This is a genomic window from Corynebacterium sp. LK28, from assembly GCF_014335105.1.
In the GTDB taxonomy this organism is placed as follows: Bacteria; Actinomycetota; Actinomycetes; order Mycobacteriales; family Mycobacteriaceae; genus Corynebacterium; species Corynebacterium macclintockiae.
The window spans coordinates 81,946-98,037 of sequence record NZ_PDGZ01000008.1 but is presented as its reverse complement, the minus strand read 5'-3'; the positions used below and the strand labels follow the sequence as shown (position 1 = coordinate 98,037).

12 protein-coding genes are annotated in these 16,092 nt (G+C 63.3%); 9 read left to right on the top strand and 3 right to left on the bottom strand.

The window, feature by feature from the left end; genetic code table 11:
- The first annotated feature begins 292 nt into the window (after nucleotides 1-292).
- From CRD15_RS02715 to CRD15_RS02675, 9 genes are all read left to right on the top strand, one after another.
- A complete protein-coding gene (locus CRD15_RS02715; RefSeq protein ID WP_187401838.1) occupies nucleotides 293-1,999 on the top strand; it encodes a nitrite/sulfite reductase in 1,707 nt (568 codons plus the stop codon).
- Between the two features lie 3 nt (nucleotides 2,000-2,002).
- Nucleotides 2,003-2,212 (top strand): hypothetical protein, encoded by a 210-nt coding sequence (locus CRD15_RS02710; RefSeq protein ID WP_034971702.1) that lies wholly within the window; start codon nucleotides 2,003-2,005, stop codon nucleotides 2,210-2,212.
- Between the two features lie 232 nt (nucleotides 2,213-2,444).
- A complete protein-coding gene (locus CRD15_RS02705) occupies nucleotides 2,445-3,245 on the top strand; it encodes a phosphoadenylyl-sulfate reductase (RefSeq protein ID WP_034974854.1) in 801 nt (266 codons plus the stop codon).
- Complete coding sequence (gene cysD / locus CRD15_RS02700) at nucleotides 3,242-4,156, top strand: sulfate adenylyltransferase subunit CysD (RefSeq protein WP_187401837.1); 915 nt, start codon at nucleotides 3,242-3,244, stop codon at nucleotides 4,154-4,156. Before CRD15_RS02705 ends, cysD begins: the two co-directional genes overlap by 4 nt.
- On the top strand, nucleotides 4,156-5,415 hold the full coding sequence (locus CRD15_RS02695) for a sulfate adenylyltransferase subunit 1 (protein WP_034974858.1): 1,260 nt from the start codon (nucleotides 4,156-4,158) through the stop codon (nucleotides 5,413-5,415). Before cysD ends, CRD15_RS02695 begins: the two co-directional genes overlap by 1 nt.
- 1 nt (nucleotide 5,416) lies before the next feature.
- Nucleotides 5,417-6,199: a sirohydrochlorin chelatase gene (locus CRD15_RS02690; protein ID WP_187401836.1), complete on the top strand. Its 783-nt coding sequence runs from the start codon at nucleotides 5,417-5,419 to the stop codon at nucleotides 6,197-6,199.
- A gap of 88 nt (nucleotides 6,200-6,287) precedes the next feature.
- Nucleotides 6,288-7,295 (top strand): sulfite exporter TauE/SafE family protein, encoded by a 1,008-nt coding sequence (locus tag CRD15_RS02685; RefSeq protein WP_034969216.1) that lies wholly within the window; start codon nucleotides 6,288-6,290, stop codon nucleotides 7,293-7,295.
- A gap of 97 nt (nucleotides 7,296-7,392) precedes the next feature.
- A complete protein-coding gene (gene pta, locus CRD15_RS02680; RefSeq protein ID WP_370546767.1) occupies nucleotides 7,393-8,886 on the top strand; it encodes a phosphate acetyltransferase in 1,494 nt (497 codons plus the stop codon).
- An 86-nt stretch (nucleotides 8,887-8,972) separates the two neighbouring features.
- The gene (locus tag CRD15_RS02675) at nucleotides 8,973-10,184 is read left to right on the top strand and encodes an acetate kinase (protein ID WP_187401835.1); all 1,212 of its coding nucleotides are present in this window, start codon (nucleotides 8,973-8,975) and stop codon (nucleotides 10,182-10,184) included.
- Between the two features lie 646 nt (nucleotides 10,185-10,830).
- Here the strand turns inward: CRD15_RS02675 and CRD15_RS02670 are convergent.
- The 3 genes from CRD15_RS02670 to CRD15_RS02660 are packed head-to-tail and all read right to left on the bottom strand — an operon-like array spanning nucleotide 10,831 to nucleotide 16,072.
- Nucleotides 10,831-13,515, bottom strand: a complete 2,685-nt coding sequence (locus CRD15_RS02670; protein ID WP_187401834.1) for a serine/threonine protein kinase — start codon at nucleotides 13,513-13,515, stop codon at nucleotides 10,831-10,833.
- Nucleotides 13,512-14,654: a transporter substrate-binding domain-containing protein gene (locus CRD15_RS02665; RefSeq protein WP_187401833.1), complete on the bottom strand. Its 1,143-nt coding sequence runs from the start codon at nucleotides 14,652-14,654 to the stop codon at nucleotides 13,512-13,514. The genes CRD15_RS02670 and CRD15_RS02665 overlap by 4 nt, the downstream gene beginning before the upstream one ends.
- Nucleotides 14,654-16,072: a hypothetical protein gene (locus CRD15_RS02660; protein ID WP_034969204.1), complete on the bottom strand. Its 1,419-nt coding sequence runs from the start codon at nucleotides 16,070-16,072 to the stop codon at nucleotides 14,654-14,656. Before CRD15_RS02660 ends, CRD15_RS02665 begins: the two co-directional genes overlap by 1 nt.
- Nucleotides 16,073-16,092: the final 20 nt, after the last annotated feature.

Here is a 16,092-nt window from a genome sequence, read left to right as displayed (position 1 = left end):
AAACCGCGGTGTTGAACTCGTGCAGTGAGCTCGTGCAGCGCGATGGTTGTCGCGCTGCCTTAACCACATGCATTAACCACATGAAGCGTTCGAACTGTTTATGAATTAACACAGTCTAATGTAGCGAAAATCCACGCTGAGTCACTACATGGGGTCACCGCGGGCAACTCCCCGAACTATAGACAACTCTGTCTATAAAAATCAAGAATTCGCTTGAATTTGTGAGTGATCCCATCTAGGCTGAACCGGACAATGTAGACAGACAGATCAGTCTAGACAGAGGTTGGGACAGATGACGACCGGATCGACCACCGGACCAAACGCTGAAAGCAAGCCATCGCGCCCGCGTCGCAAGAAGCAGCGCAAGCCCCAGGGGCAGTGGGCTGTTGACGGCCGCGAGCCGCTCAACGACGATGAGCGGGTCAAGCAGGAAGCCCCTGGCATTAGCGTGATGCAGCGCATTCGCGATATCTACTCCAAGGAGGGCTTCGACTCGATTCCCGCCGAGGACCTCGCCCCGCGCTTCAAGTGGGTCGGCATGTACACCCAGCGCAAGCAGGGCCTCGACGGCGAAAAGACCTCCACGCTAACCAATGCGGAACTGCAGGATAACTACTTCATGATGCGCATCCGCCTTGATGGCGGCGTGGTTAGCTCCGCTGGCCTGCGCGCCATCGGCGAGGTCTCCGAAAAGTATGCCCGCAACACCGCCGACTTCACCGACCGTCAGAACGTGCAGCTGCACTGGATCCGCATCGAAGACGTCCCCACCATTTGGGACGAGCTAGCAAAGGTCGGCCTGGATTCCTTCTTTGGCTGCGGCGACGTGCCACGCGTGATCCTCGGTTCCCCGGTGGCGGGCATCGCCAAGGATGAAATCATCGACGGTCGCCCCGCGATCGAGAAGATTAAGAAGGAACTGCTGCCTGACCCTGAGTTCGGCAACCTTCCCCGCAAGTTCAAGTCCGCGATCTCTGGCCACTCCCGCCAGGATGTCACCCACGAGATCCAGGACCTCGCCTTCATTGGCTCCGAACACCCCGAACACGGCCCTGGCTTCGACGTCTGGGTCGGTGGCGGCCTGTCTACTAACCCGATGCTCGCTCAGCGCCTGGGCGTGTGGGTGCCGATCGATGAGGTGCCCGAGGTCTGGGCTGGCGTGGTCCGCATCTTCCGCGACTATGGCTATCGCCGCATGCGCAACCGCGCCCGCCTGAAGTTCCTGGTGGCCGACTGGGGCGTCGAAAAGTTCCGCGAGGTTCTAGAGACCGAGTACCTCAAGCGTCCGCTGCTGGACGGTCCGGAGCCAGAGGAATACCCCGGCTACCGCGACCACGTCGGCCTGCACGAACAGAAGGATGGAAAGTTCTACCTGGGTGTTAAGCCCACGGTGGGGCACACCGATGGCAAGCAGCTGCAGCAGCTGGCTGACCTGGCGGAAAAGCATGGCACTACCAACATCCGCACTACAGCGGACAAGGAGCTGCTGTTCCTGGACCTGGAGCGCGAGTCCGCGGAAGCCCTCGCCGCGGACCTGGAGGAGCTAGGTCTATCCGCCAACCCCTCGGCCTTCCGCCGCGACATCATCTCCTGTACCGGCCTGGAGTACTGCAAGCTGGCCCACGTCGTCACCAAGCAGCGTGCCATCGCCCTGGTTGACGAGCTAGAGGATCGCCTGGGCGACCTCGATGTGCCGCTGAAGATCAGCCTCAACGGTTGCCCGAACTCCTGTGCCCGTACCCAGGTGGCGGATATCGGTCTGTCCGGCAAGATCCTCACCACTGACGAAGGCGAGCGCGTGGAGGGCTTTCAGGTTCATCTCGGCGGCACCATCGGCATGGAGTCGCACTTCGGCAAGAAGGTTCGCGGCAACCAGGTTTACTCCAAGGATCTGGGCGACTATGTGGTTCGCGTCGTGGAGAACTTCAAGTCCCACCGCACTGACGGTGAGGAGTTCCGCGACTGGGTTATCCGCGCCGATGATGAGCTGCTGGTGTAGCCGATGAGTGTTCCCGATATGGATTCCTTGCCCAGCGTGAACGAGCAGCTTGGCGGCCGTGCGGGCCACCCGAATGCCCGCCGCGCCACCGTGAATAACTGCCCCTACTGCATGTCCCAGAACCTGTTCCCCGACGCGGAGACCGACAACGCCTGGCAGTGCCGCGAGTGTATGCGCGTTTTCTCCGTCAAGTTCCACGGACAGCTGTTGTAACTGACTTTTTATTGACGCCTTTTGCCTCCACCCCTGAAAGGCCTTTCGTGCCCTTTGTGCAGGTCGCGGCGGTGGGGCGTCACAAAGAGTCTTGAACTTGGTTGAGAAGATGGACAGATTGGTCTATTGTGGTGAAAGCTAAAACAGACTGATCGGTCTGTCTAGGGAAAAGCTTCCCCGAGTTCTTGCAAGACACACTTCACAAACCCAACAACCCCGAGAAGAGGAGCTCATGAGCCTGGTAGATGCGACCGGCCTGCTCGGCGGGAATTCGGACAAGTACCGAGACCCCGCCGAGAGTCCGAAGGGCGCGCCGACCAAGACCACGCCGCTAAGCGACGAGGAACGAGCGGCTAACGAGCAGCTCGTCGCCGAATGGAACGACAAGCTAGAGGGCGCCAGCGCCGAAGAAATCATGGACTGGGTGGCCGAACACGTGCCCGGGAAGATCGCCGTGACCATGTCGATGCAGGACACAGTCCTGGCCGAGCTGGCCGAGGGGCGCCTGGCCGACGACCGCGCCGAACTGGTGTTCCTGGATACCGGCTACCACTTCGCCGAGACGCTCGAGACCCGCGACAAGGTCCAGCAGCGCTACAACCTGCCGCTGGAGAACATCACCCCTGTTCTCAGCCGCGAAGAGCAGGACAAGACCTACGGCCCGCGCCTGTACGCCCGCGACAACACCGCCTGCTGCCGCATGCGCAAGGTCGAGCCGCTGGCGCGGATGCTGAACCCCTTCAACGCCTGGATCACTGGCGTGCGCCGCGTGGATAACGCCCTGCGCGCCAACACTCCGGTGCTGGATGTCGACCGCACCGGTCGGCTGAAGATCAACCCCATCGTCGCCTGGAGTGACGAGGACGTGGAGGCCTACATCGCCGACCACGATCTGATCATCAACCCCCTGACGAAGCAGGGCTACCCGTCGATCGGCTGCGAAACATGCACCCTGCCGGTTGCCGAAGGACAGGACCCCCGATCCGGCCGCTGGGCCGGTTCCACCAAGACAGAATGCGGACTTCACACATGAGCAATGACAACACCACCGCCCTCTCGCCGCACCTGGCGAGCCTCGAGGCGGAAGCAATCGAGATCCTGCGCGAGGTAGCAGGCCAGTTCGAGCGTCCAGCGCTGCTGTTTTCCGGCGGCAAGGATTCCGTTGTGGTCCTGGAACTGGCCAAGCGCGCCTTCCACCCGGCACCGGTTCCCTTTGAGCTGGTGCACGTAGACACCGGCCACAACTTCCCGGAGGTCATCGAGTTCCGCGACAAGATCGCCGCGGACCCGAAGGTGACGCTCCACGTCGCCGCCGTGCAGGACTGGATCGACAGTGGTGCTGTCCAGGAGCGCCCGGACGGCACTCGAAACCCGCTGCAGACCGTGCCGCTGGTGGAGACCATCCAGAACCGCGGATACGACGCGGTGCTGGGCGGTGCCCGCCGCGACGAGGAGAAGGCGCGTGCGAAGGAGCGCGTATTCTCCGTGCGCGACAGCTTCGGCGGTTGGAACCCGCGCCGCCAGCGCCCCGAGCTGTGGGGCCTGTACAACGGCCGCCACCAGGTGGGGGAGAACATTCGCGTGTTCCCGATCTCTAACTGGACTGAGGCTGACGTGTGGGACTACATCCGCGACCGCAACGTTGAGGTCCCGGCGATCTACTACTCCCACCAGCGTGAGGTATTCAACCGCAACGGCATGTGGCTGACCCCGGGCGAGTGGGGCGGCCCGAAGGAAGGCGAGGAGCTGGTCGAAAAGACCGTGCGCTACCGCACTGTCGGTGACATGAGCTGCACCGGCGCCGTCCTTTCCACCGCTACGACCATCGAGGACGTAATCGACGAAATCCGCCAGTCCACCACCACCGAGCGCGGCGCCACCCGTGCCGACGACAAGCTCAGTGAGTCCTCCATGGAGGATCGCAAGAAGGAAGGTTACTTCTGATGTCCACCAACCTGCCGACCCTCCGCCTGTGCACCGCCGGCTCCGTCGATGACGGCAAGTCCACCTTCGTGGGCCGCTTGCTGCACGACACGAAGTCCATCCTGGCCGACCAGTATGAATCTGTAGAGCGCGTCTCCAACGCCAAGGGTCTGGAGAACCCCGACCTGTCCCTGCTGGTCGATGGCCTGCGCGCCGAGCGCGAGCAGGGCATCACCATCGACGTGGCCTACCGTTACTTCGCCACCGACAAGCGCAGCTTCATCCTGGCCGACACCCCGGGGCACGTGCAGTACACACGCAACACCGTCACGGGCCTGTCCACCTCCGAGCTGGTCATTGTTCTTGTTGACGCCCGCAACGGCGTGATCGAGCAGACCCGTCGCCACCTGACTGTGGCGGCGATGATGAAGATCTCCCACGTCATCGTGGCCGTCAACAAGATCGACGCGGTCGATTTCAGCGAACAGGTGTTTAACGACGTCAAGGCCGATGTGGACGCACTGGTCACCGAGTTGGGACTGGCACACGTCGACGTGGTTCCGACCTCCGCTCTGCTGGGCGATAACGTCGTCGAGCGCAGCCAGAACACCCCGTGGTACACGGGTCCGTCCGTGCTGGAGATCCTGGAGACTGCCGAGCCGGCGAAGAACACCGCCGACGTGGAGCGCGGCCTGCGCTTCCCGATCCAGATCGTCATCCGCGACCACGCCACCGACTACCGTGGCTACGCCGGCCGCATCACCGCGGGCAAGGTGTCCGTCGGCGATAAGGTGCTGGCCGACGGCCGCGAGGCAATCATCGAAGGCATTGACGGTCCGGCAGGGGAGCAGCAGACCGCCACCCGCGGCGAGTCCGTCTCCCTCCGACTGGACCGCGACATCGACCTGTCCCGCGGGGACATCATCGCGGCCGACGACCTGCCGGAACCACAGCAGACCTTCACTGCCACGGTGTTCCATCTGTCCGAGACCCCGGTGCGTCTGCGCAGCAATGTGCTGGTGCGCTACGGCACCGCCCTGGTGCGGGGCCGCGTGGACGAGGTCATCCGGCGCGTGGACATCTCCGGTCGCAACCGCAGTGAGGAGGAGATCGCCCACGGCAGTGCCGACGAGCTGGCCCTCAACGACATCGCGGAGGTGCGCGTGACGGTGGCCGAGCCCCTGCCGGTCGAGGCCTACCGACGCAGCGGCCGAGTTGGCTCGTTCCTGCTGGTCAACCCAGGTAGCGGCGACACTCTGACCGCAGGCTTGGTGAACTAACATGACCCGGCCGGTACCCATCATCTGCTTGGCGCACGGATCCCGCCACCCACAGGCGGACCAGGCGGTCGTTGAGATCGCCGAGCGTATAGCCGAGAGCACTGGGGTGCCGGCCTTTGCCGCTTTCCTGGATTTCCACCCTGCCACCCTGGCCACCGTCGCGCACCGCGTAGTCGCGGCGGGGTACACGGAGGCGGTCGTGGTTCCGTTGCTGTTCACTAGGGCTTTTCACACCCGTCACGACGTCCCCGCTGCCATTGCTGAGGCTGCCGAGTCTATCGACGCCACCTCTTCCGCCAGCCTGACCCTGCATCTAGCCGATGGCTTGGGGACCGGCGCTGACATGGAGGAACTGGTCGCCGACTTCACGGCCCGGTACCTCGCTGAGATTACCGCTGGGTCTGCAAATGCCGAGAGCGCTGTGCATGCCGCGAACGCCGCGAGCGCTGGCGCCAGCATCGACAAGCTGGCGCTGTATTCCGTGGGCTCCAGCCAGCCCGGCGCCAACGAGGCGGTGGCCGAGTTCGCCGAGCGCGTCGGCGCCCGACTGAACATGCGCACCACTCGCTCCTTCGTCGCCACGGGCGAGCACCCAGGCAGGGATACGAACGCCCTGCTGGACTTCGCGGACGAACGCACCGTCACCGTGCCGCTGTTCGTCAGCCCCGGGCTGCTGTGGGACAGAGCCAAAGACCGAATGCCAAGTGGCCGGACATGTACCCGCCACCTCGGTGCTGCGGTTGCTCCGGTCGTTATCAGCCGCGCCTGTTGCGCGCTGCCCTAACTTCCCCAGCCAAGCTCCCTAACCGATTTCCCACAACAGCTCTCTCCACAACAGCTCCCCTCACAACACAACTCTCTAGGACTAACCCATGAAGATCTTGATTTTCGCCATCGTTGGCGTGGTAGCCCAGTTGGTCGATGGCGCGTTAGGCATGGCATTCGGCATCACGGCGACAACGCTGCTGATTTTCTCCGGCCTCGGTCCCGCGCACGCCTCCGCCGCCGTCCACCTCGCAGAGGTCGGCACCACGCTGTTCTCTGGCCTGTCGCACTGGCGGCTGAAGAACGTCCACTGGCCGACTGTCCTCGCCCTCGGCGTGCCGGGAGCCATCGGTGCCTTTATGGGCGCCTATGTGCTCAGCAACCTATCCACCAAGGCTGCCGAACCCGTCGTCTCCACCCTGCTGGTGCTTCTCGGCGCCTACGTGCTGGTGCGCAGTGTGGCCGTGCCGTGGAAGAAGGATGAAAAAACCCAGCCGGTCTCCACCACCCGCCGCTCCCGTTTCGGCCTGGCAGGCCTGGGCCTGGCCGGTGGCTTCCTGGATGCTTCTGGTGGTGGCGGCTGGGGGCCGGTCACGACCTCCACTCTGATGAGTGTGGGCAAGGCCGAGCCCCGCCGCATCATCGGCACGGTCAACACCGCCGAGTTCCTGGTTTCCGTCTCCGCCTCCGCCGGCTTCGTAGTCGGCATGGGTTCCGAGCTCTCGCAGAACTGGCAGCCCGTGGTCGGCCTGCTGGTCGGTGGCGCCATCGCTGCCCCCATTGCCGCGTGGATCGTGACCATTATGAAGCCAGAAGTACTGGGCGGAGTGGTCGGTGCCCTGCTGATGCTGCTGAACTCCAGCCGACTGGTGAACTACTTCGGTTTCCTCGGCGTAGTCGCCGTCATCCTCATCGGCCTGGCCGTCATCGTCGCACTCGTTGTCGTCCGCAAGCGCTCCCTGCTGGAACGCTCACTGACCGGCGACGATGTACCGGAAAACTCGCAGCAATCCACCTCTGACAGCGATGCTGTGGCCGCCGAGCGGTCGGCAAGTGGGCGTCAATACGAAAAACAGTGCGAACAAGAAAGAGAAAAAGAGCGCGCCAGGGGGTAAAACGAGGGCGAACCTTCCGCGCGCGCCTCGCCAGTGCGGGGCGGCCAAGGCACAATGGAGGTGAGAAAAGAACTCCATTGAGGAAGGTACGTGAGCTGTGTCTACTGGGACTGGATCCACTGGTACGAATGCCGTTATCTCGCCGATAGCTAGCGCCGCCGCCCGGCGCTCCGACATCCTGGAAGCACTGGGCGAAGCAGGTTCCGTCGACATCTTCGACACGATCCGCCCGTCGGCCCCGGACTTTGCCGCCGCCCTCGACGCGGCCTACGGCGCGGAAGCAGCTACCGACAGCGCGGCTGGCAATGCGGCTGGACATACGGCAGGCGCAGTGCTGCTGGGCACCGGGGAAATCAACTTCGATTCGCGCCTCGCCGCCGCTGCCGGAGCCTCCCACTACCTCGTCGCGGGCGGCCCAGCCGATGCCACGGCGCTGCAGTTGGCTTCCGGGCAGCTCGTCCGCTCCGACCGCACACCTGCCGGTATCTCTTTTATTGACGCCACCGCCGCGGCCGGCTCGGCATCGTCCACCGCCGTCGAGGCCGAGGGGAAGGCGATCCGCCACGTCGCCCTGGAGGACATTGCGAAGGCCGGCGCCAAGGAACCGGTGATCGGGCCGGAGCTGTTCGAGCGCAACCTGATGATCAAGGCCCGCGAAAAGAACGCACACATCGTGCTGCCGGAAGGTGAGGACGACCGCATCCTCACCGCCGCCGACCAGCTGCTGCGCGCCAAAGTGTGCAAGCTGACCATCCTGGGCAACCCGGACCAGATCGCCAGCCGCGCCAAGGAGCTGGGGCTGGACCTATCCGGCGCAACGCTGACCGACCCGACCGCGGGCGATCAGCTGGAGGAGTTCGCCGCCGAGTTCGCAGAGCTGCGCAAGCACAAGGGGGTCACACTGGACCAGGCCCGCGAAACCATGCGGGACATCAGCTACTACGCCACCATGATGGTGCACAAGGGCATCGCCGACGGCATGGTTTCCGGTGCGGCGCACACCACCGCGCACACCATCAAGCCGTCGTTCCAGATCATTAAGACCGCGCCGGGATCCTCGGTGGTCAGCTCCATCTTCCTGATGGTGATGGACGGCGTGCTGTGGGCATTCGGCGACTGCGCCGTGAACCCGAACCCCACGCCCGAGCAGCTGGCGGAGATCGCCGCAGTGTCCGCGCAGACCGCCTCCCAGTTCGGCATTGAGCCGAAGGTGGCGATGCTGAGCTACTCCACCGGCACGTCAGGCGCCGGTGCCGACGTCGAGGCCGTGGCTGCCGCAGTGAAGAAGGCCCAAGAGGATAACCCGGATCTGCTGCTGGACGGCCCGCTGCAGTTCGACGCCGCAGTTGTGGAATCCGTTGGCCAGAAGAAGCTGCCGGGCTCCGACGTGGCCGGGCAGGCGACCGTGTTCGTGTTCCCGGACCTGAACTGCGGAAACATCACCTACAAGGCGGTGCAGCGCACCGCCGACGCCCTGGCAGTGGGGCCGATTCTGCAGGGGCTGAACAAGCCAGTGAACGACCTGTCCCGCGGGGCGACCGTTCCGGACATTGTGAACACCGTGGCGATCACGGCGATCCAGGCTAAGTAGAGGCTCATAAAGCGCACTATGCGGCGGCTCCGGCCCAGCGGCAGCCCCGACAAAGCGGCAGCCCCGACAAAGAAGAGAGAAGACAAATGACCCAGTACGTACTCGTCCTTAACTCTGGTTCCAGCTCCATCAAGTTCCAGGTTCTCGACCCGAATGCCGACGCGACGGCCGACCCCTTCGTCTCCGGCATTGTCGAGAAAATCGGCGAGAAGAAGGGGCACATCCAGATTCAGACGGAAACGTCGAAGATGGAGGACAATCGCCCTATCCTCAGCCACTCTGTTGGCCTAGAACGTGCCTTCGGCATGATGACGCTACTGGGCGTCGGACCCCAAGACCTAGACCTGGTAGCAGCAGGGCACCGCGTGGTCCACGGCGGGGCAACGTTCACAGAGCCCGTACTGATCGACGACGACGTGATTGAGCAGCTGAAGGACCTGATCCCGCTCGCGCCGCTGCACAACCCCGCGAACATCGACGGCATCGAAAATGCCCGTGCACTGCTGGAACACGTCCCGCACGTGGCCGTGTTCGATACCGCGTTCTTCTCCACGCTGCCGGAGCACGCTGCGAACTACGCCATCAAGAAGGACGTCGCCGAGGAATACAACATCCGCCGCTACGGCTTCCACGGCACCAGCCACGAGTACGTATCCTCCAAGGTGCCGGACCTGCTGGGCAAGCCCGCCGAGGAAGTCAACCAGATCACTCTGCACTTGGGTAACGGTGCTTCGGCCGCCGCGATTCGTGGCGGGAAGGCTGTTGATACGACGATGGGATTGACGCCACTCGCTGGCCTGGTCATGGGCACCCGTTCCGGCGACATTGACCCTGGCATTATTTTCCACCTGGCGCGCTCCGGTGGCATGACGGTGGATAAGATCGACAAACTGCTGAACCGCGAGTCCGGCCTGAAGGGGCTGGCCGGGGTGAATGACTTCCGCGAGCTGAAGACCCTGATCGAGGAAGGCGATGAGGACGCCCAGCTGGCATACGACGTGTACATCCACACGCTGCGCCGCTTCATTGGCTCTTACATGCTGATCTTGGGCGGCGTGGATGCGATTGTGTTTACCGCGGGTGTTGGTGAAAATGCGGTGCAGGTGAGGCGCGATGCGATGGCTGACCTGCAAAACTTCGGCATTGAGATTGACGAGGCCCGGAATGAGAACTCCGAGGGGATCGTGGGTGCGCGCGAGATCTCGACGGATGCTTCCAAGGTGAAGGTGTTCGTGGTGCCCACCAATGAGGAGCTGGCGATTGCCCGCCAGGCGACGGAGCTGGCTGCGCAGCAGTAGTGCTGGGCAGTGCGCCGGCTGCGGCGGCGCCGCTGTGGTGCTGTAATGCTGGGCTTGCCGGGGTTTGGCTCGGCCGGAAGCGCCGGTTTAGCTCTTTTGGCTGGGTCAAAATGTCGGAAAAGTTGCAAAACGTTATTGGGTACTATTTCTACTTATGTAAAACTGCAGGTAGGAGCGTTGTTGTCGGTGGCACAAGTTTTGCTGGCTCTACGTTTTGCAACTTTTCCGACATGTAGAACTCTTGGGGAGGGTGAATTGCCTCAAAATGTGGAGAGGGTTCGCGCGTTGGCGGTTATTTAGCCCCCGTCGGGGCAGTGATGTCGTTAGGGTGAAGATGTGTGCGCTGTTGGGGTTCCGAGTGGGGGCTTGTGGCACCGAAATGTCGTTAGAACGAGAATATGTTAATGCAATGAGTTTTCACTAATGTAAAAGTGCAGGTAGAGAGCTTGGAGCTGGGCACAAAGTTTTTTCGGCCTTCGCAGATTCCCGTTCTAGCGACATTTGATCCGGGAAAGCTGAGCAGGTGAGACTGCAGGGGAAAGCTGGGCAGGTGAGACTGCAGGGGAAAGCTGGGCAGGTGGGACTGCAGGGGAAAGCCGGGCAGGACGAGAGAGGGCGGAGGGGGCGGAGCAGGGGAAAAGCCTGCTCAGAACCAGGTTCGAGGGCGGATCCGGTTGGCCATGTCCACCAAGTGATACCTGTGGCGGGCGAAAGGAGCCTGGCGAGCCAGCTGGCGCAGGCTCGCTTCAAGGCCGGAGCGTAGTCCGCGCTCGGTGAATTGCACGTCAAATAGTGGCGCTGACGCGGCTCGACGTCTCGCTTTACCGGAGCCGCTGGAGCCGCTTGAGCCGTCTGGGGCTTTAGAGGCGCCAGTCCTGGAGGACGCGCCGGAGGACGCGCTGGACGACGCGCTGGAGGACGCGCCGGAGGACCCGCTGGAAGATGTACTGGGGCTGGGAAGGCTGTCCGGAGCTTTGGATCCGTAAGTGCCGGAAGATGCGTTGAAGTCGCCAGCCGGGCCGCCGCCGACCACGCCGCCGCCGACCACGCCGCCGCCGACCACGCCGCCGACCACACCAGCGCCATCATCCGGCACGTCGCCCACACCCCGCAGCCACGTCAGCCCCGCACTCAGCACGGCTATCCGAACCTGCGACAGTCGCGGCTCGTTAGTCGGCAGCGTTTCCAAACGCCTAGCCGCACGGCGGATGCGGGATTCGGTGAGGCGGTTGGCGTCAGAAATAAGCAACAGAATAGAAGTCAACCGCGCCAAACGATTATGCCGCGACGACTGCGGCAGCCGATCCAACGCCGCGACGGCCGAATCGACCATGCCCTCCGCGTGCAGCTGCCTGGCCAGGCCAAACGCGCTCGAAACGGTGGAAGGGTTCGTGGCCCACACTAACCCGTACAAGCGCATGGCGTGGAATCGCAGGCAGATGGGATCCTGCGTGATGTGATCCCAGCCAGGAATGCCCGTGTAATCCTTCACCGGCACCCGCTGCGCATAAGCCAGGGAAGAGGCCGCGCGGGCGATGTGTTCGCTCAGCAGCTTCGTGGAGTTCACGCCCTGCTGCTGCAACAACAGCTCATCCGTCGCAGCCAAGGCCAGCTTCGGCGCAGGCTCGCCGGGCAGAATGTACAGAACCCGGTTGAAGAACTTCTGCGCCTCCGCAAACTTCCCCGTCAGCAGCGCAGCGACCCCAGAGTGCCACTGGAAACGCCAGTCGTTCTCCAGCCGCGGCTTCAGCTCGGCCAGCAGATCCTGCGCCTCGCGGGTACGCCCCACGTCCAGCAGCGCACGCACCATCGTCAGAGGAATCTCCACGGAATGCTTCAACTCCGGCTGGGCATAGGCTGCGCGCAGGGTATCCAGCAGGTCGCCGGCCTCGGTAAAGCTGGTGGCGGACAGCAGCCCATAGCCCGGATCCTTCGAATCGGCCAGCGGGGTCGGCAACGCGCTGACGACCTCGGGGACGGAAACCTCTGCGGACCTCACCACACCGTCGACCAGCTGGTCCGTGCGGAACACAATGTGCTTCGTGCCGAAGGTACTGCGCTGCGCGGTGAAGCGAGTGTTCAGGTGCGGGTAGTGGCGGCCGTCGCGGATGGCCAGGATCTCCCGCAGCACACCGATCAGCTGGTTTGCCATCGCAGTGGCGGAGCCAAAGCGCGCGTCCGGGTTCTCATCTGTCGCGCGCAACAGCAGCCGGTACAGGGAAAGGTATTCGCGGAACAGCGGCACTTCGTCCGGGGAAGGCAGCTGCGACGAATACACGCCGTCGACCACCGGCAAATTCACAATCAGCGCGGCCAGTGTGCGACCGACGGTGTAGATATCGCTGGCGACGGTCGGCCCGGTCTTCGCGATCTCGGGGGCCTGGAAGCCCTTCGTGCCGAAGATGTGCCCGAACGCGCCGATGCCCGTCACCGCGCCCAGGTCGATCAACTTCACCTGGTCTTCGGTGATCAGGATGTTGTCTGGCTTTAGGTCGTTGTACACCACTCCACGGGAGTGCAGGTAGTCCAGTGCAGGCAGGATCTCTAGGATGTAGCCGATCGCCACGTCCGGCTCCAGCAGCCCGGAAGCCAGCTTGCGCCGCTGGGCGCGCAGCGACGGGCCGCCGACGTACTCCATCACGATGAACCCACCGGGCGAGCGCGGATCGTCGATGAAGTTGAAGATCTTCACGATGCCGGGGTGCGTAATGTCCGCCAGGAATGCCCGCTCTGATTCGGCGACGGCGCGTTCCTGTTCGTTCTTCGTGGCCATCATGCCTTTGAGCACCACGTAGCGGTCGGCGACGTTGTGGTCGACCGCGATGTACACCCACCCCAGGCCGCCGTGTGCGATGGGGCCCAGAATCTCGTATTGGCCTGCGATGATGTCGCCCGCCTTCAACGTCGGCGGGGCAGTGCCCTTTTCAATTGCCGCGGTGGGGTCGATCACCGCGTCTTCGGGGTCCGTCGGGGCGATGAAAGGCAGCTGCACCATGCCGTCGGCCACGGACGCGCCGGAGCGGTGCGTGCCACGCCTCTTGCGGAATGTCGATAGCGCCTCAATCCGGGAGCGTTCGCCCGAGTCCACGGCGCTGGCCGGGGATCCCGCGCCCACGGGGGCGGTGTTGCGTACGGTCTCATCGGTGTCTTCGTCGGCATCGTCGTCGGCGAAGGGGGCGAAGATTACAGCCTCGGTGCTCTCGTCGGTGTCCTCGTCGGCGAAGGGGTCGAAGGGTACCGCCTCGGTGTGCACTTCGGGCTCGCTAACGCCCTCGCCCTCTGCACTATCGCTCACGCCCCCGCGCGGCTGCTCGACATCGTGCTGCGTCATTGTTCCTCCACCGCCTTTCGCCTTAACTTGTTGAGTTCCTTCGATGCTTCTTCGTCGCGGTACTTTAACGGTAGTGGTGACGCCGGCCCCAGGTAGTCCGCCAGCCACGTGTCATACAGGTCTTGCCACGTTCCGTCGCGCCGAATCCTCTCGAGCGTGGAGTTCACCTGCATCACCAGGCCTGTTGTCTTTCGAGGGAATCCCGGGGGTGCGATGGCCACCGCGTAGTGGTTCGTATTCGAGGTTTCGGCCACCAGAGCGGTGTAGGGATCCTGGGCCTTCAGGCCGGTGAGGATGGCGTCATCCGTATAGATAGCGTCGGTCTGGAAGCGCTGCATGGCCATGAGGCAATCAGTCCATGCCTGGGCCAGCAGCAGCCTCCCCACGTCGTATTGCTTGATCCGCACGGCGGAGGTCGAGTCGCGCGTCACGCACACAGTCTTGTCGTGCAGCTGGTCGAAGCTTTCGATCTTGGAATCGCTCAGCACCAGCAGGCGCGAATGAACCTGCAGGTAAGGAATGGAAAACTCGACCTTCGACTGGCGCGAGCGGGTGGGGGACATCGTCCGCACGACGATATCTACGTCCCCGCTCCGTAGCGCTTCCGCGCGCTCGCGGCTCTCCACGTAGCGGAACTCGATCCTGTTGGGGTCGCCGAAGATATCCCTGGCGATCTCCCGCGCCAAGTCCACCTCGAAGCCCGCGACGTCACCCGTGACGGGGTCGCGGAATCCCAGCCGGTTCAGCGATTGGGCTACGCCCACGATCAGACGACCCCGGCGGAAAATCTCCGGCACGCGTTCCTTCGGCTTGCGGGTATCCGGCTTGATAGAGCCATAGGGTTCTTCACTGCCTGTGTTGTCGATGGCTGGGTTCATATCCGCTGCGGCGTCCGCATCGCCCGGTACATCGGCAGAATCGGCGTAGGACGCTCCGTAGGGCAGGTCTTCGCTGGCGTTGTGCTTAGCGTTCGGCCATTCGGGCAGGGTGGGGCTATCCATGGCGCAGGCCGTGGTTGCGGCAAGCGCGGCGGCAGAAAGGGTTGCCGCGATCGGCTTAAACGCTGCGGGCCACCAGCGCTGAATCCGCGGACTGTGTGGATTGCGTGAACGTAAAGTGCGTGAGTGCTGCTGTGCCATTAGAGGAACTCCTGCAGTCGGGGTCGCGTGCCGCCGATGACACACAGGGCCGACAGGACCGTCAGCGCCAGAACCAAGTTCGTCACGCGGCCAGCGGCGCTGCGGCTTTCGACCAGAATATCGCGCAGCTCGGCGCGGATGCTGCTGATGAGTTCCTGCATTTCATCGTCCACGATCCTGTAGTCCGACGTGTCCTCGCCGGGGTCACCCGGCCCGCGGCCGTCCTGGATGCCCTTGCCATTCGGGTCTTTCTTCACCTTCGTATCCAGCGCGGCCGCCAGCGCTTCGGTGTAGCGGCCGTTCTGCAGTTCAGAAACCATGCGCGCGTGCGATTCGTCCCACGAGCGCAGGGCTTCGCGCGCCGTATCGATGCGCTCTGGGTGGCTCACTTGCTTGCGTAGTGCCTCCAGCTTCGAATCGATGTCGGCCATGGAATCAGAGAACTTCTGCTGGCGATCCTTGCCGTAGTCGCGCTGAATTAGCCCCAACGCTTCCTGTGTGCGCGATTGTTGCACCGAGATGCGCACTGCGGTGAGCTGCTCCAGCGGTCGCACGGTGCCTTGCACGTTTTGGTTACCCGCGTGCCACGTCAGGGCTGCGCTTGTGGACGCCCACACGAGTGCAAACAACATAAGTCCGGTGGCCGCTACATATCCGATGTTGAGCCGCCTGTTGGTCAATGCTGCGAGCCAGAATTGCGCGATGACCAGCATGATGATCGCCGCCACAATTCCGGAGAGGGGGAACCAGAGGGGAGCAGATAGCTTCGCCTGCTGGGCGGAGACTTCCTCCGAGGTCCTGGAATACAGCTCCCGGGCAGCGGGCAGCATCGTGTTCTGCATCAGGGTGGAAGCCTGGGTCAGATAGGAAGCGCCGACGGGGTTGCGCAGGCGGTCGTGCGTCTGCGCTTTGGACATCAGCTGGAGGTAATCCGGCAGAGAGTTCTGAATCTGCAGCACCAGTGCCATCTCGCGCGACTCAATGTCATCGATGCCACTGGTGGCGCGGATGATAGCTGACGAGGCGCTGGTCATGGCCGCGTCGTAATCCTTCGTGGCCGTATCGCTGGTGGACTTGCGCAGGAAGCTGGTGGTGGCCACGGAATCCGCCACGGACAGTGAGTTAAAAAGCTCCTGTGCTGCGTCCGACAGGGGTTCGGTACGGGTGACGAGGGTATTTAGCTGCGACTGGCGATTTTCTGAGCTATAGACCATCGCTCCGCCGGCGGCGAGGATAGCCAAGACCAGAATGGTGGAGATGATGCTGAGAAGACCAGGGGATGTCCTGGCAAATCTCAGGAACCTGCGCGGCGCTTCTAGCGCCGGATTCATCAGTCCCCTAAACGACCGCCCACGACCGGTGGGGTGCTCGTCGCTGTCCATCCACCGGTCTGCCTCGAACGCAGTCACTGGGGGCATAAGCACAAAGTATATACACC